The organism is Tateyamaria sp. GN1-10 (genome assembly GCF_055693845.1).
This window is the reverse complement of the sequence record NZ_JBVFUR010000004.1, coordinates 375,190-398,305: the sequence shown is the minus strand read 5'-3', so window position 1 is coordinate 398,305 and position 23,116 is coordinate 375,190. Positions and strand designations below refer to the sequence as shown.

General features: G+C 55.3%; 23 protein-coding genes. 13 read left to right on the top strand and 10 right to left on the bottom strand.

The genetic code is table 11. The features are described from left to right. Positions 1-3: 3 nt before the first annotated feature. The gene (locus ACZ1HN_RS03810; protein WP_299203348.1) at positions 4-663 is read right to left on the bottom strand and encodes a Tim44/TimA family putative adaptor protein; all 660 of its coding nucleotides are present in this window, start codon (positions 661-663) and stop codon (positions 4-6) included. Between the two features lie 114 nt (positions 664-777). On the opposite strand from ACZ1HN_RS03810, the gene ACZ1HN_RS03805 reads away from it, so the two are divergent. Both ACZ1HN_RS03805 and secB read left to right on the top strand, forming a co-directional pair. Continuing rightward, on the top strand, positions 778-1,245 hold the full coding sequence (locus ACZ1HN_RS03805) for an FxsA family protein (protein WP_472726540.1): 468 nt from the start codon (positions 778-780) through the stop codon (positions 1,243-1,245). 61 nt (positions 1,246-1,306) lie between these two features. Beyond that, a complete protein-coding gene (gene secB / locus ACZ1HN_RS03800) occupies positions 1,307-1,795 on the top strand; it encodes a protein-export chaperone SecB (RefSeq protein WP_299600789.1) in 489 nt (162 codons plus the stop codon). Between the two features lie 46 nt (positions 1,796-1,841). On the opposite strand, the gene dnaQ is transcribed toward secB, so the two are convergent. From dnaQ to ACZ1HN_RS03780, 4 genes are read right to left on the bottom strand one after another with little or no spacing between them, the layout of a single operon-like run. Continuing rightward, positions 1,842-2,528, bottom strand: a complete 687-nt coding sequence (gene dnaQ / locus ACZ1HN_RS03795; protein ID WP_472726539.1) for a DNA polymerase III subunit epsilon — start codon at positions 2,526-2,528, stop codon at positions 1,842-1,844. A 1-nt stretch (position 2,529) separates the two neighbouring features. Continuing rightward, complete coding sequence (coaE, locus tag ACZ1HN_RS03790) at positions 2,530-3,114, bottom strand: dephospho-CoA kinase (protein WP_472726538.1); 585 nt, start codon at positions 3,112-3,114, stop codon at positions 2,530-2,532. Further along, complete coding sequence (locus ACZ1HN_RS03785) at positions 3,111-3,941, bottom strand: shikimate dehydrogenase (protein WP_299203333.1); 831 nt, start codon at positions 3,939-3,941, stop codon at positions 3,111-3,113. The genes coaE and ACZ1HN_RS03785 overlap by 4 nt, the downstream gene beginning before the upstream one ends. 16 nt (positions 3,942-3,957) lie before the next feature. Next, positions 3,958-4,557, bottom strand: coding sequence for a Maf family protein (locus ACZ1HN_RS03780; protein WP_472726537.1), 600 nt, complete (start codon positions 4,555-4,557; stop codon positions 3,958-3,960). Positions 4,558-4,967: 410 nt separating this feature from the next. Here ACZ1HN_RS03780 and ACZ1HN_RS03775 point away from each other — a divergent pair, with 410 nt between their 5' ends. The 7 genes from ACZ1HN_RS03775 (at position 4,968) to ACZ1HN_RS03745 (ending at position 12,293) form a co-directional block, all read left to right on the top strand. After that, positions 4,968-5,414: a CopD family protein gene (locus ACZ1HN_RS03775; RefSeq protein ID WP_472726536.1), complete on the top strand. Its 447-nt coding sequence runs from the start codon at positions 4,968-4,970 to the stop codon at positions 5,412-5,414. A gap of 123 nt (positions 5,415-5,537) precedes the next feature. Then, entirely contained in the window at positions 5,538-6,809 is a 1,272-nt protein-coding gene (gene rho / locus ACZ1HN_RS03770) for a transcription termination factor Rho (RefSeq protein WP_299203324.1), read from the top strand. Positions 6,810-6,831: 22 nt separating this feature from the next. Then, positions 6,832-8,115 carry a tRNA uridine-5-carboxymethylaminomethyl(34) synthesis GTPase MnmE gene (mnmE, locus tag ACZ1HN_RS03765; RefSeq protein WP_472726535.1) on the top strand — a complete coding sequence of 428 codons (1,284 nt, stop codon included), beginning with the start codon at positions 6,832-6,834 and terminating at the stop codon, positions 8,113-8,115. A 4-nt stretch (positions 8,116-8,119) separates the two neighbouring features. Beyond that, the gene (mnmG, locus tag ACZ1HN_RS03760) at positions 8,120-9,988 is read left to right on the top strand and encodes a tRNA uridine-5-carboxymethylaminomethyl(34) synthesis enzyme MnmG (protein ID WP_472726534.1); all 1,869 of its coding nucleotides are present in this window, start codon (positions 8,120-8,122) and stop codon (positions 9,986-9,988) included. Next, on the top strand, positions 9,985-10,596 hold the full coding sequence (gene rsmG / locus ACZ1HN_RS03755; protein WP_472726533.1) for a 16S rRNA (guanine(527)-N(7))-methyltransferase RsmG: 612 nt from the start codon (positions 9,985-9,987) through the stop codon (positions 10,594-10,596). The genes mnmG and rsmG overlap by 4 nt, the downstream gene beginning before the upstream one ends. Next, positions 10,589-11,398, top strand: coding sequence for a ParA family protein (locus tag ACZ1HN_RS03750; protein WP_299203312.1), 810 nt, complete (start codon positions 10,589-10,591; stop codon positions 11,396-11,398). Before rsmG ends, ACZ1HN_RS03750 begins: the two co-directional genes overlap by 8 nt. Position 11,399: 1 nt before the next feature. Then, entirely contained in the window at positions 11,400-12,293 is an 894-nt protein-coding gene (locus tag ACZ1HN_RS03745) for a ParB/RepB/Spo0J family partition protein (RefSeq protein WP_472726532.1), read from the top strand. On the opposite strand, the gene hemW is transcribed toward ACZ1HN_RS03745, so the two are convergent. The 3 genes from hemW to rph are packed head-to-tail and all read right to left on the bottom strand — an operon-like array spanning position 12,290 to position 14,749. After that, complete coding sequence (gene hemW, locus ACZ1HN_RS03740; RefSeq protein ID WP_472726531.1) at positions 12,290-13,435, bottom strand: radical SAM family heme chaperone HemW; 1,146 nt, start codon at positions 13,433-13,435, stop codon at positions 12,290-12,292. The two genes, ACZ1HN_RS03745 and hemW, sit on opposite strands and share 4 nt — an antisense overlap. After that, positions 13,428-14,039, bottom strand: a complete 612-nt coding sequence (rdgB, locus tag ACZ1HN_RS03735) for an RdgB/HAM1 family non-canonical purine NTP pyrophosphatase (RefSeq protein WP_472726530.1) — start codon at positions 14,037-14,039, stop codon at positions 13,428-13,430. Before rdgB ends, hemW begins: the two co-directional genes overlap by 8 nt. After that, complete coding sequence (gene rph / locus ACZ1HN_RS03730; protein WP_299600764.1) at positions 14,036-14,749, bottom strand: ribonuclease PH; 714 nt, start codon at positions 14,747-14,749, stop codon at positions 14,036-14,038. The genes rdgB and rph overlap by 4 nt, the downstream gene beginning before the upstream one ends. Positions 14,750-14,849: 100 nt before the next feature. Between rph and hrcA the strand changes: the two genes are divergently transcribed. Both hrcA and ACZ1HN_RS03720 read left to right on the top strand, forming a co-directional pair. After that, positions 14,850-15,917, top strand: a complete 1,068-nt coding sequence (gene hrcA, locus ACZ1HN_RS03725; RefSeq protein WP_472726529.1) for a heat-inducible transcriptional repressor HrcA — start codon at positions 14,850-14,852, stop codon at positions 15,915-15,917. A gap of 3 nt (positions 15,918-15,920) precedes the next feature. Then, entirely contained in the window at positions 15,921-16,484 is a 564-nt protein-coding gene (locus ACZ1HN_RS03720; protein WP_299700620.1) for a nucleotide exchange factor GrpE, read from the top strand. 34 nt (positions 16,485-16,518) lie between these two features. On the opposite strand, the gene mutS is transcribed toward ACZ1HN_RS03720, so the two are convergent. Then, entirely contained in the window at positions 16,519-19,149 is a 2,631-nt protein-coding gene (gene mutS / locus ACZ1HN_RS03715; RefSeq protein ID WP_472729274.1) for a DNA mismatch repair protein MutS, read from the bottom strand. A gap of 121 nt (positions 19,150-19,270) precedes the next feature. Between mutS and ACZ1HN_RS03710 the strand changes: the two genes are divergently transcribed. Both ACZ1HN_RS03710 and ACZ1HN_RS03705 read left to right on the top strand, forming a co-directional pair. Next, positions 19,271-21,526: an NADP-dependent malic enzyme gene (locus ACZ1HN_RS03710; protein ID WP_472726528.1), complete on the top strand. Its 2,256-nt coding sequence runs from the start codon at positions 19,271-19,273 to the stop codon at positions 21,524-21,526. Beyond that, positions 21,526-22,401 carry a ribokinase gene (locus ACZ1HN_RS03705; RefSeq protein WP_472726527.1) on the top strand — a complete coding sequence of 292 codons (876 nt, stop codon included), beginning with the start codon at positions 21,526-21,528 and terminating at the stop codon, positions 22,399-22,401. Before ACZ1HN_RS03710 ends, ACZ1HN_RS03705 begins: the two co-directional genes overlap by 1 nt. Here the strand turns inward: ACZ1HN_RS03705 and msrA are convergent. After that, on the bottom strand, positions 22,398-23,057 hold the full coding sequence (gene msrA, locus ACZ1HN_RS03700; RefSeq protein WP_472726526.1) for a peptide-methionine (S)-S-oxide reductase MsrA: 660 nt from the start codon (positions 23,055-23,057) through the stop codon (positions 22,398-22,400). The two genes, ACZ1HN_RS03705 and msrA, sit on opposite strands and share 4 nt — an antisense overlap. Positions 23,058-23,116: the final 59 nt, after the last annotated feature.

Sequence of the window (23,116 nt, the reverse complement as noted above, 5' to 3'; positions counted from 1 at the left end):
GTACTACGCGTCTGTAGACACCAGTAGCCAATTCGGGTCGTTTGCCCCCATGGTTCTGGCGAAGGCCCATGTGTCCTTCTGCCTCTTCACCTCAGTTAGGCTACCTTCTACGATATCTCCGCCCTGATCGCGAACAGCGGATTTCAATTCTGCAACATAACGGATGGTAAGCTCACCTTCGCCCGTTTCAGGATCAAAGGTGGCGTCCATCAGTTTCAGTTCCCGGACACCGATAAATTCGGCCTCGATGGTCAGACCTTGATCCTCGCGGGCAGCAACACCATCCACGAACGACTCATAAATCTCTTCTGACAGGAAGGGTTGAATATCGGCCAAATCACCCTGTTCATATCCCATTACGATCATCTCATAAGCGCCGCGGGCACCCTGTAAGAAGTCAGACACCTGAAAAGATGGTTCAACCCGTTTCATTTCCGCCAGCGCTTTGGCGGCGTTGCTGTCTTCGTCAACATGGTCGGTGATATCCAGGTCGGGGCCGCCCTCAATCACTTCAAAATCATGTTTGCCAGAACGCTCAGACACCTGTTTCGGAGCGGGGGGCTGTTCGAATCCTTCGCGCGTTCCCAGCACGTTTTTCAAGCGCAGGATCAGGAAAACAGCGATGCCAGCAAGGACCAGCAACTGGATAAGCGGAGAATTCATTAATGCCTCGTCATTCGGGGTCGGGTGGCAACAGCCTCGTCGGACCCTTATGTAGGTGCACGGGAGGCGCAAGTCCACTGTACGGCTCCTTGTGGAAACGAAAGGATAACACGGATGTGGCTGTTTCTGGCCTTTCTTCTGGTCCCATTGATCGAGATTGCCCTGTTCATACAGGTTGGCGGTGCCATTGGTTTGGGCTGGACCCTTCTGATTGTGGTCGTCACGGCTGTTCTGGGCACCATGCTGGTGCGTGCTCAGGGAATACAGGCGCTGGGGCAGGTAAAATCGTCTTTCAACCAGATGCGCGACCCAAGCGAAGCACTGGCGCACGGTGCAATGATCCTGTTTTCCGGTGCCCTGCTGCTGACCCCGGGTTTCTTCACGGATGCGGTCGGGTTTGCACTGCTTGTGCCGGGCGTGCGGCTTGCAGTTTTCCGTTGGGCACGCAGCCGCATCAACGTCACCACATTCTCAACTCACGGACAAAGACCGCCGCGGCCAGACATTGTTGAGGGTGAATACACCGAAGTTGATCCCGATCAGCGTGAAGTTCGGGGGCCATCAGGCTGGACCAAGCATTGAGGCCAGGGGCCCAAGCTGATACGAAGCGCGGGATTTATCGTTTCCCTCGGAGAAAGAGCTGATGGCCGAAGAACAAGCCACACCACCCGCAGCACCGCAGATGCGTGTGCTGGGCCAATATATTCGCGACATGTCATTTGAAAACATTGTGTCGCAAAAGGGCGCAGCGCCGGACGTGCAGCCCGATGTACAGGTGCAAGTCAATCTGGACGCCAAGAAGCGCGGCCAGGAGAACCAGTACGAAAGCGCGATCAAGCTGAACGTGACATCAAAGGCCAAAGAAGGGGACACCGTCCTTTTCGTTCTGGAAGTTGACTATGTTGGCATGTTCCACATTGAAAACGTACCAGAAGACCAGCTTCATCCTTTCCTGCTGATCGAATGCCCTCGCATGATCTTCCCATTCCTGCGCCGTGTGGTCAGCGACATCACGCGCGACGGTGGCTTCCCGCCGCTGAACCTTGAGAACATCGACTTCGTATCTCTTTATCGGAACGAAATCGCGCGCCGTCAGAAAGAGGCAGCGCCGGCCGAACAGCCGATCAACTGATAGATGTGAATATGCAGGAAGGCCCGGTCATCGCACCGGGCCTTTCTTATTTCGGCCAAAGGGCGTCATCGCCCAGTTTGGCGACAAACGCCGCATGGGCCTCACGCTCTTGTCCAGTCACCCGAGATGGCAAAGCACGTGGGCGGGGCGGCGGCGTCCAGCTTTCGACCTCAATCGTATTGGACCCAGACCCAGATGACGTCGACAACCCGAAGTCGGGCTGACGTCCGCCAATCAGCTCCAGATAAACTTCGGCCAGGATTTCACTGTCGAGCAAAGCGCCGTGCAGTGTTCGGGCGGAGTTGTCGATTCCAAACCGACGGCACAATGCGTCCAGTGAAGCAGGTGAGCCGGGAAAGCGGCGGCGCGCTATGTCTAGCGTATCGATAGCGCGATCAAATGGAAGTTGCGGCAGCCCTATCCATTTCAGTTCGGCATTCAGAAACTTCATATCGAAGGCTGCGTTGTGGATCACCAACTTTGCATCACCCACAAAGTCCAGGAATTTTTGGCCCAGCTCCGCAAACTTTGGCTTACCGCGAAGGAAGTCGTCGCCCAGCCCGTGCACTTCGAACGCTTCCTGCGGCATCAAGCGCTCAGGATCGATGTATTCGTGAAACACGTTATCCGTTGGGACATGGCCGATCAGCTCAATGGCGCCGATTTCAACAATCCGGTCGCCACCTTCGGGGTCAAACCCGGTCGTTTCGGTGTCGAGAACGATTTCACGCATGTCACAACCCGCTTTTTATCTGCTGAACCACAGAATGAACCTGAGCACGGGCATGTTCAACCGTGTCGGTTTCGATCACAAAATCGGCGCGATCACATTTTTCAGCACTTGGCATCTGTTTTTCCAGGATTGCATAAAACTGGTCTTCGCTCATCGTTCCACGTGCAAGAACACGCGCCTTTTGTACTTCGGCGTCCACGTGAACAACGGCGACAGCGTCCATCGCTGCATCACCACCTGTTTCAAACAGAAGCGGGATGTCAAAGACGACGATTTCGGCGTTTGTTGTGGCAACAAACTGCGCCCGGTCATCGGCAACCAGCGGGTGAACGATTGCTTCAATCCGGGCCAAGGCACTTGCGTCCTGCGAGATGATGGCGCGCAACGCATCGCGAGAGAGGGCTCCATCCACGACAGCACCAGGGAATATGTTTCCAATTGGGGCAACCGCTGCGCCGTTTTGCCTATACAGACGGTGAACAGCGGCATCGGCATCCCACACTGCACACCCTTCGCCCTTGAACATCTGGGCTGTTGTGGATTTGCCCATTCCAATGGATCCGGTCAGCCCAAGTTTGAATGTCATCTCAAAGCCGCCGCACGCGCGGCACTGTCCACTGCTGGCCGATGACCAAACCAACGCTCAAAGGCGGGCACTGCCTGGTGCAGTAACATACCAAGCCCATCAACAGTCACACAGCCCGCAGCCTCTGCCGCCGCAAGCAAGTCGGTCTTCAGCGGCGTGTAAACAAGATCAGTGACAAGGGTGTCGCGCCGAAGACCATCCAAGGGGATGCGCATTGCAGGTTTGCCGATCATTCCGAGTGACGTTGTGTTCGCCACAAGTGCCGAGTCCTCAAGAATGTTCCCTGCCTGAACCCAATCTACGACCGACACCTTCTTTCCAAAGTCGTCAGCCAGCTTTTCTGCGCGAACCCGGGTGCGGTTCGTCAAAAGAATTTCAGGAGCCCCAGCATCCAGAAGAGATGCGATAACAGCACGCGCTGCACCACCTGCACCCAATACAGTTGCGGGACCGGCATGTGGTTGCCAGTTAGGCGCGCCCGCTTTCAGGTTTTCAATGAAGCCATACCCATCCGTGTTGTCAGCATGGATTTGACCGTCCTTACGAAAAATCAGGGTGTTCGCCGCACCGATCAGCGTCGCACGATCTGTGACAAGATCGGCAATCTCCAACGCCGCCTCTTTATGGGGAATGGTGATGTTCACCCCGACAAAACCGGCTTTGGGCAAGGTCCGCAGGACGGTTTCCAAATCCTGCGCGGAAACGTCCATGGGGATATAGTCACCCCGCAACCCAAGCGTCTTGAGCCAGTGGCGATGCAATTGTGGTGATTTCGAATGTGAAATGGGGGATCCGATGACGCCCGCCAAAGGAATTTTATCGCTCATCCTTGCATGCCTTTGATTATCCGTCGATCACACCGCGCAGCGCCAGGAACGCCAGAAGCTCCAACAATGGCATCCCAAGGACGTTGAAATAGTCCCCTTCGATGCTGTGGAACAGGCGCACCCCCTCGGCCTCTAGTTGATATGCGCCAACTGAGTGACGAATGTCATCCCAATTCCGTTCGATGTATCCATCAAGGTACGCATCGGACACATTTCGCATGCGCAAACGGACCTGTCCCACATGACGCCAGATGGGTTTGCCGTCATGATAGATGACAGCTGCCGACAACAGCATGTGGCGCTGTCCCCGCATAGCACGCAGTTGCGCGGCGGCATCCATCCGGTCAATCGGCTTCGACAGAAGATCGTTGTCGAAAGAAAGAACCTGATCGCATCCAATGACCATGGCGTCCGGCCGTTTGTCAGCCACCTTGCGGGCCTTCATTTCGGCCAACGCATCGGCGATGTCGCGCGGTGACGCGTGCTCGGCGATCAAGGCAGCTTTAACCGCTTCTTCATCTATTCGAGGCACCATGACTTCGAATTCAACCCCCGCGTTTTGCAGCAATTGGGCCCGAATGCTGGAGCCCGAAGCAAGAACGATGGGGGTGATCATGTGGATATCCTTGTGTGTCACACCTTGTGAACTGCGGGATCAAACATGTGAAAGCAAGCCGGATGTCGGGATCACATGAGGTACTTGATGTCTTGAGCCAGATTCACCACGAGCCTTCCCGAGTGCGAAAGAACAAATGACGTGTTGAGGGCAACAGGTGTTGTCTGGTGTTACCCACAGGTTTTTCCATCCCTTTGATTTGCGTATTTGTAGCTTAAGCTGTTGTTTTAATTTTATTTTCCAAGATGTTCAATCCTTGTGCATCTTTGAGGACAAACATATCAAGTTGTGCACAAACCTTTGGGAAAATTAGTAATCCACAGAAATCCGGCACCCTACAAAATCATCATCCTTTTTCTTTCTCTTATTTATTTATAAGGGTGGGTCGGAACACAGAGGGCCGGACTATCATGGATTTTCTGATAACCTTTTATCCATGGATCAAAGCGTTCCATATCATGTCGGTTATCGCATGGATGGCAGCATTGTTCTATTTACCCCGCCTCTATGTCTACCACTCTGAAAGTGTCGGGTTGGAGGGTGAGACGCATGCGCTGTTCCAAACTATGGAATACAAGCTGCTCAAGGTGATCATGAACCCGGCCATGATCGCAACATGGGTGTTTGGCATTCTTCTCGCTTTGATCCCTGGTGTGATCGATTGGGGTGCTGTGTGGCCTTGGACCAAGCTGTTTGGCATTCTCGCCATGTCTGGCTTCCATGGTTGGTTGTCCGCGCAACGCAAGGTGTTCACAGCAGGTGGACCAATTAAGACGGGGCGGCAGTATCGAATGATGAACGAGGTGCCCACACTTCTCATGGTGCTGATCGTTCTGTCCGTGGTCGTGAAATTCTGAAACCGTTGACTTAAGACGCGACAGCCCCTATCTGCAACATCGCACCCCGTCCGGGGACCGCACACAGCTTTTACAATTGACTGGACGCGCACCGCTTGAACCAAGCGGGCCAAGAGTATTCCCATGACCGCAGAACGCCTCGCCCTTGCTGAACTCAAGGCGCAAAGCCCTAAAGACCTCCTTGCTACGGCAGAGGAGCTGGAAATCGAAAACGCCTCGACCATGCGGAAAGGCGAGATGATGTTCCAAATCCTGCGTGAACGCGCGGACGAGGGATGGGAGATTTCCGGCGACGGTGTGCTGGAAGTTCTGCAAGACGGCTTTGGCTTCCTGCGCTCGCCCGAAGCAAACTATCTTCCGGGTCCTGATGACATTTATGTCTCGCCCGATATGATCCGCCAGTACTCGCTGCGGACTGGCGACACGATCGAAGGGGTGATCAAGGCCCCTGACGACAATGAACGCTACTTTGCCCTAACCAATGCGACGAAGATCAACTTCGAAGAGCCGGAAAAGGCCAGGCATAAGATCGCGTTTGACAATCTGACGCCGCTATATCCGGATGAGCGTTTGACGATGGAAACAGACGATCCCGCGACCAAAGATCGGTCGGCGCGGATTATCGACCTGGTTTCACCTATCGGGAAAGGGCAGCGTTCCTTGATCGTGGCACCACCACGGACGGGTAAGACGGTTTTGCTTCAGAACATCGCGTCTAGCATCGAAAAGAACCACCCGGAGTGCTACCTGATTGTTTTGCTGATCGATGAACGGCCTGAAGAGGTCACGGACATGCAGCGTTCGGTCAAGGGTGAAGTCGTCAGCTCGACCTTTGATGAACCTGCTACGCGCCACGTCGCCGTGTCTGAGATGGTTATCGAAAAAGCTAAGCGGTTGGTTGAACACAAACGAGATGTTGTGATCTTGCTGGATTCGATAACAAGACTTGGTAGGGCTTTCAACACTGTGGTGCCGTCGTCTGGTAAAGTTCTGACCGGTGGTGTGGATGCAAATGCCCTGCAACGCCCCAAACGGTTCTTCGGCGCGGCGCGGAATATCGAGGAAGGTGGATCGCTGACCATTGTCGCGACGGCTCTGATCGATACGGGTAGCCGGATGGACGAAGTGATCTTTGAAGAATTCAAAGGCACGGGTAACTCGGAAATCGTTCTGGATCGCAAGATCGCAGACAAGCGCGTGTTCCCAGCCATCGACATCCTCAAGTCCGGCACACGGAAAGAGGATTTGTTGGTCGACAAGAACGACCTGACAAAAACCTTTGTTTTGCGTCGTATCCTAAACCCGATGGGGACAACGGATGCGATCGAGTTCCTGATCTCGAAACTCAAGCAGACTAAGACAAACAGTGAATTCTTCGATTCCATGAACACCTGATCTGTCGGCCGGAGGTAGGGGGATGGATACAATCTTTGCCCTTGCTACGGCGCAGGGTCGTGCAGGTGTTGCGGTCATTCGTATATCGGGACCGGAAGCCAAGTCTTGTGCTGAGCAGCTGTGCGGGTCGCTGCCCGGGGCTCGGCAAGCTGTGGTGCGTATCCTACGCGATGACGTTGGTGAAACGCTTGATCAAGCACTGATCCTTGTTTTCGACACGCCGGCCAGTTTTACAGGCGAGGATGTGGTTGAGTTTCATTTGCATGGAAGCATCGCCGTTATCTCTGCCGTGCTTCGTGAACTTGGGAAGTGCAATGCGCGGATGGCAGAGCCGGGTGAATTCACGCGTCGTGCGCTTGAAAACAATAAGATGGACCTTGCGCAAGTTGAGGGTCTTGGAGATCTGATTGAAGCTGAAACCGAGGCACAAAGGCAGCAAGCGTTACGCACAGTGTCAGGTGAGCTGGGGCAGCGCATTGAAACGTGGCGTAGCCAACTGATCCGAGCCGCGGCGTTGATCGAAGTGACAATCGACTTCGCTGACGAGGAGGTGCCGGTTGATGTTACGCCAGAGGTTCAAAGCCTTTTGACGGCTGTTGAACAAGATATCTCCGATCAACTGAATGGCTTTAGTGCTGCAGAACGAATTCGAACAGGCTTTGAAGTGGCCATTGTTGGCGCGCCGAATGCTGGAAAGTCGACTTTGTTGAATGCGCTGGCGCGTCGCGATGCTGCGATAACGTCTGAGGTCGCTGGCACAACAAGAGATGTAATCGAGGTCCGTATGGACCTTGGTGGACTGCCGGTGACCTTGCTTGACACAGCCGGATTACGGGATTCTGGCGATGAGATTGAGGCGGAGGGAATAGCAAGGGCAATTTTGCGTGCCAGTGCCGCGCAGTTGCGGATCTTCCTTGCTGAGCCAGGGGAGCATCTGAGTGTTCCTGTTTCAAAAGGGGATATTGTACTGGCTCCAAAGGCGGATCAAAGAAACGACGATGTGCCAGCGATCTCAGGACTCACTGGGCATGGTGTGGATGAGCTTGTATCAAGTGTCACTGCCACGCTATCCGAACGAGCGCAGAATGCTGGACTGCTCACTCATGAACGGCACCGCGCTGCGATGACAAAAGCCTTGTCGACGCTGTCTTCTGCATCAGCGTTGGTTGGTGTCGGGCCAGAACACTATGATATTGCGGCAGAGGAAATGCGGGTTGCGATTCGGTCCTTGGAAGCTGTGGTTGGTCGGGTTGATGTTGAGAATCTGCTGGACGAGATATTCTCGAGCTTTTGCTTAGGTAAATGATGGAGTGTTTCACGTGAAACATTTTGATGTGGTTGTCATTGGTGGTGGGCATGCGGGAACGGAAGCCGCCCATGTTTCGGCACGAATCGGCGCCTCGACTGCCTTGGTCACCATGAAAGTATCGGGAATCGGCGTGATGTCTTGTAATCCAGCCATTGGTGGGCTGGGGAAGGGGCACCTTGTTCGTGAAATCGATGCAATGGATGGGATCATGGGCCGTGTTGCTGATGTTTCCGGAATTCAGTTTCGTCTTTTGAATAGGCGCAAAGGGCCCGCAGTTCAGGGCCCTCGCACACAGTCGGATCGCGCTGTGTATCAGGAAACCATGCTTAAGATGATGCAAACCACACAAAACCTCACAATTGTTGAGGGCGAAGTGGTTGATTTGTTCATGAAAGGCGACGTTGTTTCAGGTGTGTGTCTGGCAGATGGGTCAGAGATTTCAGCTGAAGCTGTTATTCTGACCACGGGCACATTCTTGCGTGGCACGATTCATATTGGTGATAAGTCGTACTCCGGTGGGCGTATGGGCGATGATGCCTCAGTCCCCCTTGCTGATCGAATTGACGGGTTTGGACTTCCCACGGGGCGGTTGAAAACGGGTACGCCACCAAGGCTGGATTCACGCACGATCAATTGGGATGGGTTGGATCGGCAAGAGGCCGATGATGATCCATCGCTCTTTTCCTTTTTGTCCTCAACCGCGCCCCTCCGGCAAATCTCTTGCGGGATAACGCATACAAACAGCAGAACACACGACATCATCCGGGAGAATCTTGATCGATCTGCCATGTATGGCGGTCATATCGAGGGGGTTGGACCAAGATACTGTCCGTCTATCGAAGACAAGATTGTGCGGTTTGCTGACAAAGAGTCCCATCAAGTGTTCTTGGAGCCCGAAGGGCTGAATGATCACACAATCTATCCCAATGGAATTTCAACATCTCTCCCGGCTGAGATACAGGTTGACTACGTGCAATCGATGACAGGCTTGGAGCAGGCAAAGATTTTGCAGCCAGGGTATGCGATTGAATATGACTATGTGGATCCCAGAGCGCTGAACGCTGACCTTTCTGTCCGAGATGTGCCTGGCTTGTTCTTGGCAGGGCAAATCAATGGTACGACAGGTTATGAAGAGGCAGCAGCACAAGGTCTTGTGGCTGGTCTAAACGCTGTGCGTCGCGTCAAAGGTGTCGAGCCAGTGCACTTCCGCCGCGATCAAAGCTATATCGGTGTGATGATCGACGATCTCACCACGCGCGGTGTTGCTGAGCCGTATCGCATGTTTACATCCCGTGCCGAGTTTCGGCTTTCGCTGCGCGCTGACAATGCCGATCAGCGACTGACTGAATTTGGCCGCGATTTGGGATGTGTGTCGGATAGGCGCATGTCATCTTATGCGCGCAAGAACGAACAACTTACGTCGATGAGGGACCTCCTCAGCGAAACTGAGTTCACACCGAAGCAAATTGCGGCTCAGGGTATTCGGATCAATCAGGACGGAACCAAAAGAACGCCATTTCAGGTGTTAGCCTTTCCAGACGTGACTTTTGAGCAACTGGCAGGGCTTGTACCCGACATCTTGGAGTTTCCACAGCCCATTCAAGAGCAGGTTGCGCGCGACGCGCTTTACGCAAACTATATTGCGCGCCAGCAGAAGGATGTTGAAAGACTGAGGAAAGATGAACTTCTGAAAATCCCGGTTGGCTTTGATTACACGGCTATCTCTGGCCTGTCGGCAGAACTCCAAAGTAAGCTCGAGCGCGTTCAACCGGCTGATTTGGCCCAAGCAGCGCGCATTGATGGCATGACACCTGCAGCGCTTGCACTTGTTCTTGGACGGATCAGGTTTCTGGAAAAGATGTCAGCATGATGCAGACGCCAGATTGGTGGGGTGGGAGTGTTTCACGTGAAACACTCGACAAGTTTCAGGCATATGCAGATCTGATCCGCAAATGGACCCCGAGGATCAACCTCGTTTCGAAATCGACGATTTCCGATATTGAAGCGCGACATATTTGGGATGGCGCACAAGTCTTCACGCCGCGGTCTGGAGTTTGGGTTGACTTGGGAAGTGGTGGCGGTCTGCCGGGCGTAATTATTGCAATTCTTGCGCAATCGAATGGGCTGGATACTTCGGTCTTGTTGGTTGAAAGCGATCAGCGCAAGGCCACATTCTTGCGGACATGCGCGCGCGAGTTAGATCTGCCCATGAAAATCGTGGCACGCCGCATCGAAGAGGTTGAAGGCTTGCAGGCACCGACCATTTCGGCGCGCGCGTTGGCGCCCCTGGACACGCTGCTTTCTCTTGCATCACCACACTTAGCAGTTGGAGGACTATGCCTTTTTCAGAAGGGCGCTCAGTGGAAGGAAGAAGTCGAAGCCGCAAAGCAAAACTGGCGGTTTTCATACGAAGCGATGCCAAGTAAAACAAACGCAGAAGCAGTCGTCCTCAAAATCAAGGATATTACGCGTGTCTGACCCGACGCGCCCACCCGGGCCCAAGATTATCTCTGTTGCAAATCAAAAAGGAGGCGTGGGCAAGACAACCACGACCATCAATTTGGCAGCGGCACTTGTGGAGATTGGCAATCGTGTACTGGTTGTTGATCTGGATCCACAAGGCAACGCGTCTACCGGTCTCGGGATTGAGATGGAGGACCGTGAGCATACAACATATGATCTGCTGTTGGATGACGTCCCACTGAAGGACGTTATTCTCGCCACAGACATCGACGATCTTGCCATTGTGCCAGCAACGGTCGATCTGAGCTCTGCGGATATTGAGCTGATTTCGAATGAAAAGCGCAGTTTTCTTTTGCATGATGCGCTTCGGCAAACGGATATGGATGCTTACGGGTTTGACTTCATCCTGATTGACTGTCCTCCATCTCTGAACCTTTTAACTGTGAACGCGATGATCGCGTCGAACTCTGTTCTTGTTCCGCTCCAGAGCGAGTTTTTTGCGTTGGAGGGGCTGTCGCAACTGATGCTGACGGTTCGAGAGGTACGACAAACGGGCAATCCCAATCTGCGGATTGAAGGTGTCGTGCTGACGATGCACGATGCGAGGAACAACCTGTCGCAGCAGGTGGAACAGGATGCACGGGACAATTTGGGCGATATTGTTTTCAAGACGCGTATTCCCCGAAATGTACGTGTGAGTGAGGCGCCGTCCTTTGCGATGCCGGTATTGTCTTACGACAGTACTTCGAAAGGCGCGGTCGCCTACCGTGACCTGGCCAAAGAGCTGGTCGCCAATAACGCAGCAGTAGGAGCCTGACATGGCAAGCAACGACAAGAAACGTGGTTTGGGGCGCGGGCTTTCTGCATTGATGGCAGATGTTGCGGAACCAGTTTTGACAGATACCACATCCGGTGGCTTGGGCGAGCAACGCGTCCCGATCGAAAAGATCAAGCCCAACCCAAACCAACCACGACGTCAGTTCGATGCTGGTCCGTTGGAGGATCTGGTTGCATCCATCAAAGAAAAGGGTGTCTTGCAGCCCTTGATCGTTCGGCCTGCCGGAGATGAGTACGAGATTGTTGCCGGCGAGCGCCGCTGGCGCGCCGCGCAACAAGCACAGCTTCACGACCTTCCGGTTCTGGTGCGCGATTTCTCGGACACCGAAGTCCTGGAAGTGGCGATCATCGAAAACATCCAGCGGGCTGACCTGAACCCCATCGAAGAAGCTGCTGGCTATAAGCAGCTGATGGACCGTTTCGGTCATACGCAAGAGAAGATGGCCGAGGCACTGGGCAAATCGCGCAGCCATATTGCAAACCTGTTGCGGCTGCTGCAGCTTCCCGATGACATTCAAGCCTTTGTCGTTGATGGGTCGCTGAGTGCCGGACATGCCCGGGCGTTGATTACTGCAGATGATCCCAGTGCGCTTGCCAGGAAGGTGATTGCTGGGGGGCTATCGGTTCGCGCAACCGAAGCACTTGTTAAGAAAGCATCGGAAGATGTCAGCGACAACATCTTCAAGGGATCATCCAAGCCCAAAGCACCAAATAAGGACGCTGATACGCGCGCTCTTGAAGATGATCTGTCGGCGGCAACGGGGGTAAAGGTGTCTTTGACGCACAAGCCGGACAGCGAATCTGGCACTCTGACACTGCAATACGAGAGTTTGGACCAGCTCGATGACCTGTGTCGGCGTTTGAGTTCTACCTAGTCATTCAAAAGGGTGCGCAATACGCCGTTCAACAGGCTAAACCCCTGATTTGTAACGGATAATATACGGCCTCTTTGGATGACAAGGCCCATATCGGCAAGTTCACTTATTCGGGTGCTGTCCAATGGTTGATTGGCCAGTTGAGTATACCGATCCAAATCAACGCCTTCCGCCAATCGAAGGCCCATCATTAGGAACTCAACAGCCTGATCCACGCCCGACAAGACTTCTTCGTTTGTTCTGTTGTCGTCACGAAGCCAAGCTGCAGGCATTCGCCGTTGCTCAGTTGCCCGTCGTTGTCCTTGCAGCGTCAGCCGACCATGTGCGCCGGGTCCGATACCCGCGTAGTCACCGTATCGCCAATAGATCAGATTGTGACGAGATTCCGCACCATCCCTAGCATGGTTCGACACTTCGTATCGCGGCATTCCAAACTCTGAACACACATCCTGCGTCAGGCTGTACATGTCTGCCGACAAATCATCATTCGGGAGGCCACTCAGCTTTCCGCGTTTGTACCGGTCACCAAATGCCGTACCTGGTTCAATGGTAAGTTGGTACAGTGACACATGATCCAACCCAAGGGCCAAGGCCTTTCTCAACTCTGCTTCCCATTGGGTGAGAGACTGGTTTTGGCGACCGTACATCAGATCAAAGCTAACTCGGTCAAAGGTGGAGCGCGCGATTTCAAACGCAGCCAAACCTTCGGCAGCTGTGTGCAAACGCCCAAGCGCACGCAGATCCGGATCGTTCAACGCCTGTATGCCCATGGATACCCGATTCACACCGGCAGAACGAAATGCAGCGAACTTGTCTGCCTCAACAGATGTGGGGTTGGCCTCAAGTGTGACCTCGACATCATTGGCGAGCGGCCATGTCTTTGCGACGGTACCAAGTATGGCTTCGGCCGTTTTCGGGGCCATCAAGCTTGGTGTGCCGCCGCCGAAAAAGACGGACCGCAAAACGCGGGTCTTGGTCCGAACGCCGACGCGTTCAACCTCTGACACGAGGGCATCACGCCAAGCATCGTGATCCACTGATTGAGTTACATGGCTGTTGAAATCGCAATATGGGCATTTGGCCGCGCAAAACGGCCAGTGGATGTAAAGGCCAAAGCCACCCGCTTCCCAATCCTCAGCCAAAGCAGCCTGCAATCAGTTTCTTGAAGCTGTCCGCGCGGTGGCTGACCGCATTTTTTTCATCCGAAGGCATCTCGGCAAAAGTGCGATCATAGCCGATCGGCTGGAACATTGGGTCGTACCCATGGCCAAGCTGACCACGCACCGGCCAAACCAACGTCCCTTCAGCCGTCCCGGCGAAGACTTCCTCGTGCCCATCCGGCCAAGCCAGAACAAGGGTGGAGCAGAACCGCGCTGTCCAAGGCTGCCCGGCCCCAAGTTCCAACAATTCGGAGTGGGTACGTGTCATGGCCATCATGAAATCACGGCCGTTTGGCGTTTCTGCCCAATCCGCAGTGTATACGCCTGGCGCGCCGCCAAGGCCGTCAACCTCGATGCCGGAATCGTCGGCAAGCGCTGGCAAACCTGTCGCCTTAACGGCAGCAACCGCCTTGATCCGGGCATTGCCAACAAATGTGGTTTCCGTTTCTTCGGGCTCCAGTAACTTCATTTCTGCCGCGCCAACGACCTGCACTCCGAAAGGCTGGAACAATTGCTCCATCTCTTCCAGCTTTCCGGCGTTGTGGGTGGCGACTAGAATTCGGTCTCCTTCGAACCGTCGGGTCATGTGGTTGCGCTTTGTTGCATGGCCACCAACTCGCTGACTCCCTTATCGGCAAGGTCCATCAGCGCATTCATCTGATCGCGGCTAAAGGTGGCGCCCTCGGCACTCATTTGGACTTCGATCAGTTGTTTGTCACCGGTCATGATAAAGTTGCCGTCGACGCCTGCTTCGCTGTCTTCGGGGTAATCGAGATCAAGCACGGGTTGACCGGCATAGATACCGCAGCTGACAGCCGCGACCGGGGACACCAGCGGATCAGCCACTACGTCTCCGGCTTTCATCAACTTGTTCACTGCCAGTTTAAGTGCCACCCAGCCACCTGTAATGGATGCACAACGTGTACCGCCATCAGCTTGCAGCACGTCGCAATCGACAGTGATCTGGCGTTCACCCAGGGCGACGCGATCAACCCCAGCCCGGAGAGATCTGCCGATAAGCCTTTGTATTTCAACGGTTCGACCGCCCTGCTTGCCCGAGGCCGCCTCCCGGCGCATCCGTGTGTTGGTTGCGCGCGGCAGCATTCCGTACTCTGCTGTCACCCAGCCAAGCCCGGATCCCTTGATGAACGGAGGCACGCGATCCTCGATCGTTGCAGTACACAGTACATGCGTGTCGCCCACTTTGATCAGGGCCGACCCTTCGGCGTGTTTTGTAAAGCCTGTTTCGATGGAAACGGACCGCATTTCGCTCAGTTCTCGACCGGAGGGGCGCATGTGATTTCCTTATTTCATGTATGAAACGGGGATAGCCTTGGGTCGTGCCCACTGGCAACCCCGATTGACCTTTGAAACCTGCGCCCTTTAATACCAATCGATGACCGATACACAGAAACTTCTGGACGAGATGAACGATCGCTCACGCGAGGTGTTTCGCCGTGTGGTCGAAGGGTATCTGGATTCCGGGGATCCAGTAGGTTCACGCACCTTGACCCGTGACTTCAGCGAAAAGGTCAGCGCTGCAACCATCCGCAATGTAATGCAGGACCTCGAATTCATGGGCCTGCTCAACAGTCCGCATATCAGCGCCGGACGAATCCCCACACAGCTCGGGTTGCGCATGTTTGTCGATGGGTTGCTGGAGGTTGGAGTCCCGGACGACTCGGACAAGGAAAAGATAGACGCGACGCTTGGATCGAACGAACGGGATGTAAGCGGCTTGCTGGACCGCGTCGGCTCTGCCTTGTCTGGCGTCACACACGGCGCATCGCTGGTCCTGACACCCAAACACGAAGCGGAAATCAAGCATTTGGATTTCGTGCCGCTGGGTCCCGAACAAGCGTTGGTTGTCCTGGTGTTCGCAGATGGGCATGTTGAAAACCGTTTGTTTCAACCCCCCGGGCAAACGCCATCTTCAATGCGCGAGGCGGCAAACTTCCTGAACGCAATGATCGAAGGCCGAACCTTGAGCGAGGTGAAGACCATCGTTCAGCGTGAGATCGTGGATCGTCGGCAAGAGATCGATGCGCTGTCGCGTGCCTTGGTCGAAAGCGGGCTAGCCACGTGGGAAGGTGAGGGGGACACGCCCGAACGCTTGATCGTCCGCGGTCGGTCCAACCTTCTCGACGAATCGACACAAGCTGAAGACTTGGAGCGTATCCGCACGCTGTTTGACGACCTGGAACGTAAACGGGACATCGCTGAATTTTTGGACCTGACCCAGGACGGCGATGGTGTGCGCATTTTTATTGGCTCAGAGAACAAACTTTTCTCACTTTCGGGTTCCTCTTTGGTGGTTTCCCCATATATGAACGCGGATCGAAAGATTATCGGAGCGGTTGGGGTCATCGGACCCACGCGGCTGAACTATGGCCGGATCGTTCCGATTGTGGATTACACAGCCCAGCTGGTCGGGCGCATGCTGACCGACCGCAATGAAAGGTGAAACATGGCTGAGCCCAAGAACGACGATTTTCTTGACGACATCGATATCGCCGCGGAAGAAGAATATGCCGAAGAGATGGCCGAGATTGATGATGAAGCGCTTGAGCTTGATCAATTGCGTGCCGAGCGGGATCAACTGAAAGACCGCTTCATGCGTGCGTTGGCAGATGCCGAAAACGCGCGCAAGCGGTCTGAAAAAGATCGGCGCGAGGCCGAGAATTATGGCGGGTCGAAACTGGCGCGCGATATGCTGCCCGTCTACGACAATATGAAGCGCGCGCTTGAGTCGGCGACCGAAGAACAGCGCGAAGTGTCTGCGGCGCTGCTTGAGGGCGTCGAGTTGACCATGCGCGAGCTGCTGAACGTGTTCAAGAAGCATGGGATTGAGCGGATTTCGCCCGAAGTCGGCGACACCTTTGATCCTCAGCATCACCAAGCGATGTTCGAAGCGCCCGTGCCAGGTACCAAGGCTGGAGAGATCATTCAGGTCTCTGCCGAAGGGTTCATGTTGCACGACCGTCTGCTGCGCCCGGCGCAAGTTGGCGTGTCTTCTACGCCTGCAAGCTGACGTCTCAACAATCTGACAAACAGCAAAGACGCGGTCAGGATTTGGCCGCGTCTTTCAGTTTGTAGATGATGTCGAGCGCTTCCCGCGGAGTCAGCTCATCCGGATGAATGTCTTCGAGCATCTCTAGCGCGGGCGAATTCACCGTTTTCACAGGCTGTGGCGCCGGCGTTGCTGAGAACAGGGGCAAATCGTCGATCAAGGTTTTTTGTGTCGCACCACCTTCGCGTTCACCACTTTCCAGCGCATCCAGAACAACGCGGGCGCGGGCAATAACTACTGGAGGCAGTCCAGCCAGTTGTGCGACCTGAACACCGTAGGATCGGTCGGCTGCTCCACGCTTAACTTCGTGCAGGAAGATGACCTCCCCATCCCACTCCTTGACTGACACGGTCGCATTCTCGACTCCGTTCAGCTTGCCAGCCAGCGCCGTCATCTCGTGATAATGTGTGGCAAACAGCGCCCGCGACTTGTTCACATCATGCAGATGTTCCAGCGTCGCCCATGCAATTGACAGCCCATCGTAGGTGGCCGTTCCGCGTCCGATCTCGTCAAGAATAACAAGTGCACGATCATCCGCTTGATTCAGAATTGCCGCCGTTTCCACCATCTCGACCATGAAGGTTGAACGACCCCGGGCCAGGTCGTCGGACGCGCCCACGCGGCTGAAGATTTGGCTGACCAGACCGATATGTGCAGAGCGGGCCGGAACAAAACTGCCCATCTGTGCCAGAATTGCGATCAGTGCATTCTGTCGCAGGAATGTCGATTTACCCGACATGTTTGGCCCGGTCAAAAGCCAAACCGCTGCGCCGTCGTCTGAATTGAGTTCGCAGTCATTGGCGATGAATGGCGATCCACCCTGTTGCGAAAGGGCGTGTTCCACAACTGGATGACGTCCACCCTCTACCGCGAATGCACGTGAGCTGTCGAGCTCCGGCTTGCACCAGTTCTTTGACGTCGCCAAATCAGCAAGTGCAGTTGCCAGGTCAATCTCGGCAAGTGCCCTTGCCGTCTGACTGATTTTGGCCGCTTGATCCAAAATTAGTAACCTTAGGCCTTCATAGAGACGCTTTTCGATCTCAAGCGCCCGACCGCCAGCGTTCAGAATGCGGGTTTCCAGATCGGACAGCTCTACAGTGGTGAAACGCACCTGATTGGCCGTCGTTTGACGGTGAATGAAGGTTTCGTTGAGCGGCGCCGACATCATCTTGTCCGCATGCGTTGCCGTGACCTCGATAAAATAACCCAGTACGTTATTGTGTTTGATCTTGAGCGATTGGACGCCGGATTGCGCGGCATAGTCCTGTTGCATCTTGGCGATAACTGATCGGCCTTCGTCACGAAGTTGTCGCGCTTCATCCAGTTCTTCGTCACAGCCTGACGCGATGAACCCCCCATCTCGCGCAAGAAGCGGAGGGTCCGCCACCAAATCATTTTCCAGTCGATCAATCAGATCTGAATGACCGGCCAAATCCTTGAACGCGCCTGACAGAAGTGGCGGCATCTCCTCTGGACGCGTACCAAACAAGGTTTGCGCCTGCGCCAAGCCGTTGCGGAGGGCAGCAAGGTCACGCGGACCTCCTCTGTCCAAGGACAGTCGAGATAGCGCGCGATCCATATCCGGCACGCGCTTCAGCGCGTCCCGGGTTGCTTGAGTGAAACTGGTATGCTCAACACTAAAATCTACCGCACCCAAGCGATCAGAAATTGTCTCTAACACGCGGGAAGGAGAGGCCAGACGCCGCTCCAGCAAGCGCGCACCGGCCGCCGTGACGGTTTGGTCGATCACAGACAGCAACGACCCGCTGCGCCCGCCGGACAAGGCGGATGTTAGTTCAAGATTGCGACGGGTCGCGGCATCGATCTGTACGGTTCGCGCCTGAACCTCCTGCCGCGGCGGGCGCAGCAGGGGCAGTTTACCCTTCTGCGTGATCTCAAGATATTCGACCAACGCACCCATCGCTCCGATTTCGGCCCGTGCGAAGTTTCCGAACGCATCCAATGTCTGCACATTGAACAGTGCACCCAGGCGCTCTGCTCCGGCCGAGCTGTCAAAGGCCGCGCCGCCGAGTGTTGTGACTGAAATGCCGAACTCCTCGACCAAAGGGCGCAAATCGGCTTCCTTCGCGTCGGTGACGATCAGTTCGGATGGCGCAAGACGTGCCAATTCAGGCCCTAACAAAGCCAAATCGAGCGACATCACAGAAAATGCGCCCGTCGAAATATCAACCCAAGCCAGCGCCCCTTGGCCCCGCACATCAGCAAATGCAGCGAGGAAATTATGTCGCCGCGCCTCAAGCAACGTATCTTCGGTCAGCGTACCGGGTGTCACCAACCGCACCACATCGCGCTTTACGACGGACTTCGATCCGCGTTTTTTTGCTTCTGCCGGACTTTCCATCTGCTCGCATACGGCAACCCGGAACCCTTTTCGGATCAGGGTCAGCAGATACCCCTCGGCAGAATGCACCGGTACGCCGCACATCGGGATGTCCGCGCCGTCATGCTTGCCACGCTTGGTCAGTGCGATGTCCAACGCCCCGGCTGCCGCAACCGCGTCGTCAAAGAACATCTCGTAAAAATCGCCCATCCGATAAAACAAGAGCGCACCGGGATGCGCTGCCTTGATCTCAAGATATTGCGCCATCATCGGCGTGACTGACATGACATCCCCCTGTTCGTCGCGCGACATTACAAACGGTGTGACCCGAGTAAAAGCCAAAGTCGATTGAGGCGCGGCATCCGGCAGGTTAAGAGGCCATGGTGTCACGGGAGGACAGCCGCACATGAGCAAGACAAAGGTCACGCCGGAGGATGCATTGGCGTTCCACATGGAACCCACACCCGGCAAATTCGAGATCCAGGCCACAGTGCCAATGACGACCCAACGGGATCTGAGCCTTGCGTATAGCCCGGGCGTTGCTGTCCCGTGTGAGGCTATCGCTGAAAATCCCGAAACGGCTTATGATTATACGAACAAGGGTAACCTTGTGGCGGTCATTTCGAATGGCACTGCCGTTCTGGGACTTGGCAACTTGGGCGCGCTGGGATCAAAGCCGGTAATGGAAGGCAAGGCCGTCCTGTTCAAACGCTTTGCCGACGTGAATTCCATCGATATTGAACTCGATACCGAAGACCCGGATGCGTTCTGTCAGGCCGTCAGGCTGATGGGACCCACCTTTGGCGGTATAAACCTCGAGGACATCAAGGCGCCCGAATGTTTCATCATCGAACAGCGCCTGAAGGAAGAGATGGATATCCCGGTCTTCCACGATGACCAGCACGGCACCGCCGTGATTTGTGCGGCAGGGTTGATCAACGCGCTGCACATTTCGGGCAAAAAGATCGAGGATGTGAAGATTGTTCTGAACGGGGCAGGGGCCGCAGGGATCGCGTGTATTGAGCTGCTGAAATCCATGGGCGCACGGCATGAGAACTGCATCGTTTGCGACACCAAGGGCGTCATCTACCAAGGTCGGACCGAGGGGATGAACCAATGGAAGTCAGCCCACGCAGTGAAGACCGAACTGCGAACGCTTGAAGAAGCGATGAAGGGCGCCGACGTATTCCTGGGCGTGTCCGTCAAAGGGGCGGTCACACCTGCGATGGTCGAAAGCATGGGCGACAATCCGGTCATCTTTGCTATGGCAAACCCTGATCCCGAGATTACACCTGAAGAGGCGCATGAGGTGCGGATGGATGCCATCGTTGCCACCGGGCGCAGTGACTACCCGAACCAGGTCAACAACGTGCTTGGGTTCCCGTACTTGTTCCGCGGTGCCTTGGACATCAACGCCCGCGCCATCAATGACGAGATGAAGATTGCCTGCGCACATGCCCTTGCTGCTTTGGCGCGCGAGGACGTGCCGGACGAAGTTGCGCTGGCTTATGGCAAGTCCCTGTCCTTCGGGCGTGACTATATCATCCCGACCCCTTTTGACCCGCGCTTGATCCATCGCATTCCACCCGCCGTCGCAAAGGCTGGGATGGATACAGGTGCGGCCCGTCGCCCGATCATCGACATGGAAGCCTATGAACTCAGCCTTAAGTCGCGCATGGATCCGACGGCCAGTATTCTGACGGGCATCAACGCTCGGGCACGCGCTGCCCAGGCCCGCATGATCTTTGCCGAAGGCGACGATCCCCGCGTCTTGCGCGCCGCAGTGATGTACCAACGCAATGGATTTGGCAAAGCCTTGGTTGTCGGTCGTCAGGACGACGTCAAAGCCAAGCTGGAAACCGCTGGTTTGGGTGATGCCGTGCGCGAGTTGGATGTGGTGAATGCCGCAAACACCACGCATCTGGATGCCTACAAGTCGCATCTCTATGACCGGCTGAAACGCGGTGGGTTTGACCGGCAGGACATCCATCGCCTTGCAGCAAGGGACCGCCACGTGTTTGCAGCGCTCATGCTGGCGCATGGGCATGGCGACGGTATTGTGACGGGCGCAACGCGCAAGTCTGCGCATATTCTGGACCGTATCGGTCACGTTTTTGATGTGAACGAGAAAAGCAAAGCTGCAGGTGTTACCGCGCTCATTCACAAAGGTCGCATCGTATTCATCACGGATACGTTGGTGCACGAGTGGCCGGATGAAGAGGACCTTGCGGATATCGCAGAGCAGGCTGCCGTAGTCGCCAGGAATATGGGTTTGGAGCCGCGAGTCGCTTTCGTGAGTTTCTCGACATTCGGGTACCCGGTGTCGGAGCGGGCCGAAAAGATGCACAAGGCGCCAGTCGTGCTGGATCAGCGCGGTGTGGATTTTGAGTACGAAGGCGAGATGACCGTTGATGTCGCCCTAAATGCACAGGCGCAAGCAGCCTACCCATTCTCGCGTCTGACCGGACCGGCCAACATTCTTGTTGTTCCAGCGCGCCACTCTGCCAGCATTTCGGTCAAGCTGATGCAAGAGATGGGTGGGGCGACTGTTATTGGCCCGATCCTTGCTGGAGTGGGAGGATCGATCCAGATCTGTTCGTCAGTTTCAACGGCGAATGATATTCTCAATATGGCCGTTCTCGCCGCGTGCAAGGTGGGCTGATGGCAGTCTGGAACCTTGGCTCAATCAACGTCGATAATGTCTACCGGGTGCCGCATCTGCCAGCGCCCGGAGAAACCTTGGGCGCAAATGATTTCAGCCAAGGTCTGGGTGGTAAAGGTGCCAACATGTCTGTTGCCATTGCTCGCGCTGCAGCGCGGGTGGCTCATATCGGCGCTGTTGGAGTGGACGGGAAGTGGACCGTTGAACGGTTGATGGAATACGGCGTCGACACACGCTGGATCGAGGTGTTGAAAGATACCGCGACCGGACACGCGAACATCGCGGTTGCTGACGATGGTGAAAATCAGATCGTACTATTTTCAGGCTCTAACAAGGCAATTACCGACGAAATGATCGGTGGTGCGTTGGCTGAGGCGTCGCCCGGCGACACATTCCTGACCCAGAACGAAACCAATGGACAACGCGTTGCCGCAGAGATGGCAAAGCGGTTGGGATTGAAAGTCGTATATGCCGCTGCGCCGTTTGATGCGATGGCCGTGCAACAGGTCCTCGCCTTTGTTGATCTGCTTGTGTTGAACGAGGTTGAAGCCGAACAGCTTGAGGAAAACTTGGATAAACCGCTCGCTGCGCTGGGCGTGGACGACATTGTGGTCACGTTGGGCGCCAAAGGATGTCGGTGGTTGAATGCAGCGGGCCAGGAAACGCATGTTCCCGCCGTTTCAGTGACACCGGTCGATACAACCGGGGCCGGGGATACGTTCACGGGCTATCTGGTGGCTGGATTGGACCGCGGTATGCCTATGCGTCAGGCGCTTGGTCTTGCGACACAGGCGGGCGCGCTCATGGTCACCCGCCTTGGTACCGCCGATGTCATTCCCGATCTAAAAGAGATCGAGGATGCAAAACTGGGTTAACTTCCAGCGAACGGGGCGGCATCACCCCACAGCTGTTTGACCCGCGCATCACGGCCGCACGCTTCGCGATAGGCTTTGTAGGCGTTCGCCTTGGACTTTGGCCCAAAGCGCGTGAGGATCAGCCCCGACTGCTTGTAGTAGTCCTGATGGTAGCCATCTGCAGGGTAGAATTCGGCCGAACCCAAAACTGGCGTTACGATTGTTTGGCCCAACTCGGCCTGCGCTTCGGCCTTGGCCGCCTCGGCTTCGGCCGTCTGATCCGCGGTGGCAAAGATTGCGGTCCGGTAACTGTCACCGCGGTCGCAGAATTGCCCACCCGCGTCTGTTGGATCAACTGATCGGAAGAACATGTCGTATAGCGTTGCTGCTGATACTTTGGCCGGGTCATAGGTGATTTGTACGGCCTCGTAGTGGCCGGTGCCACCTTTGACAACCTGCTTGTAAGTCGGGTTGGCGACCGTACCGCCCGCAAAACCTGATACGGCTTCCGTGACGCCGTTCACCTTCTCAAAATCGGCCTCAACGCACCAGAAGCAGCCGCCTGCCACGGTGATCGTTTCTAACTGTTGGGCATGACCCACTTTGGATTGTGCGAGCAGCCCGAGTGCAATCATCAGACTAAGGGATACAGTTTTAAACGTGCGAAGCGATGTCATGGCATGTCTCCTCTTTGGCGACAGAATTACCTTACCGTCACACACTCTCAACTCACAGG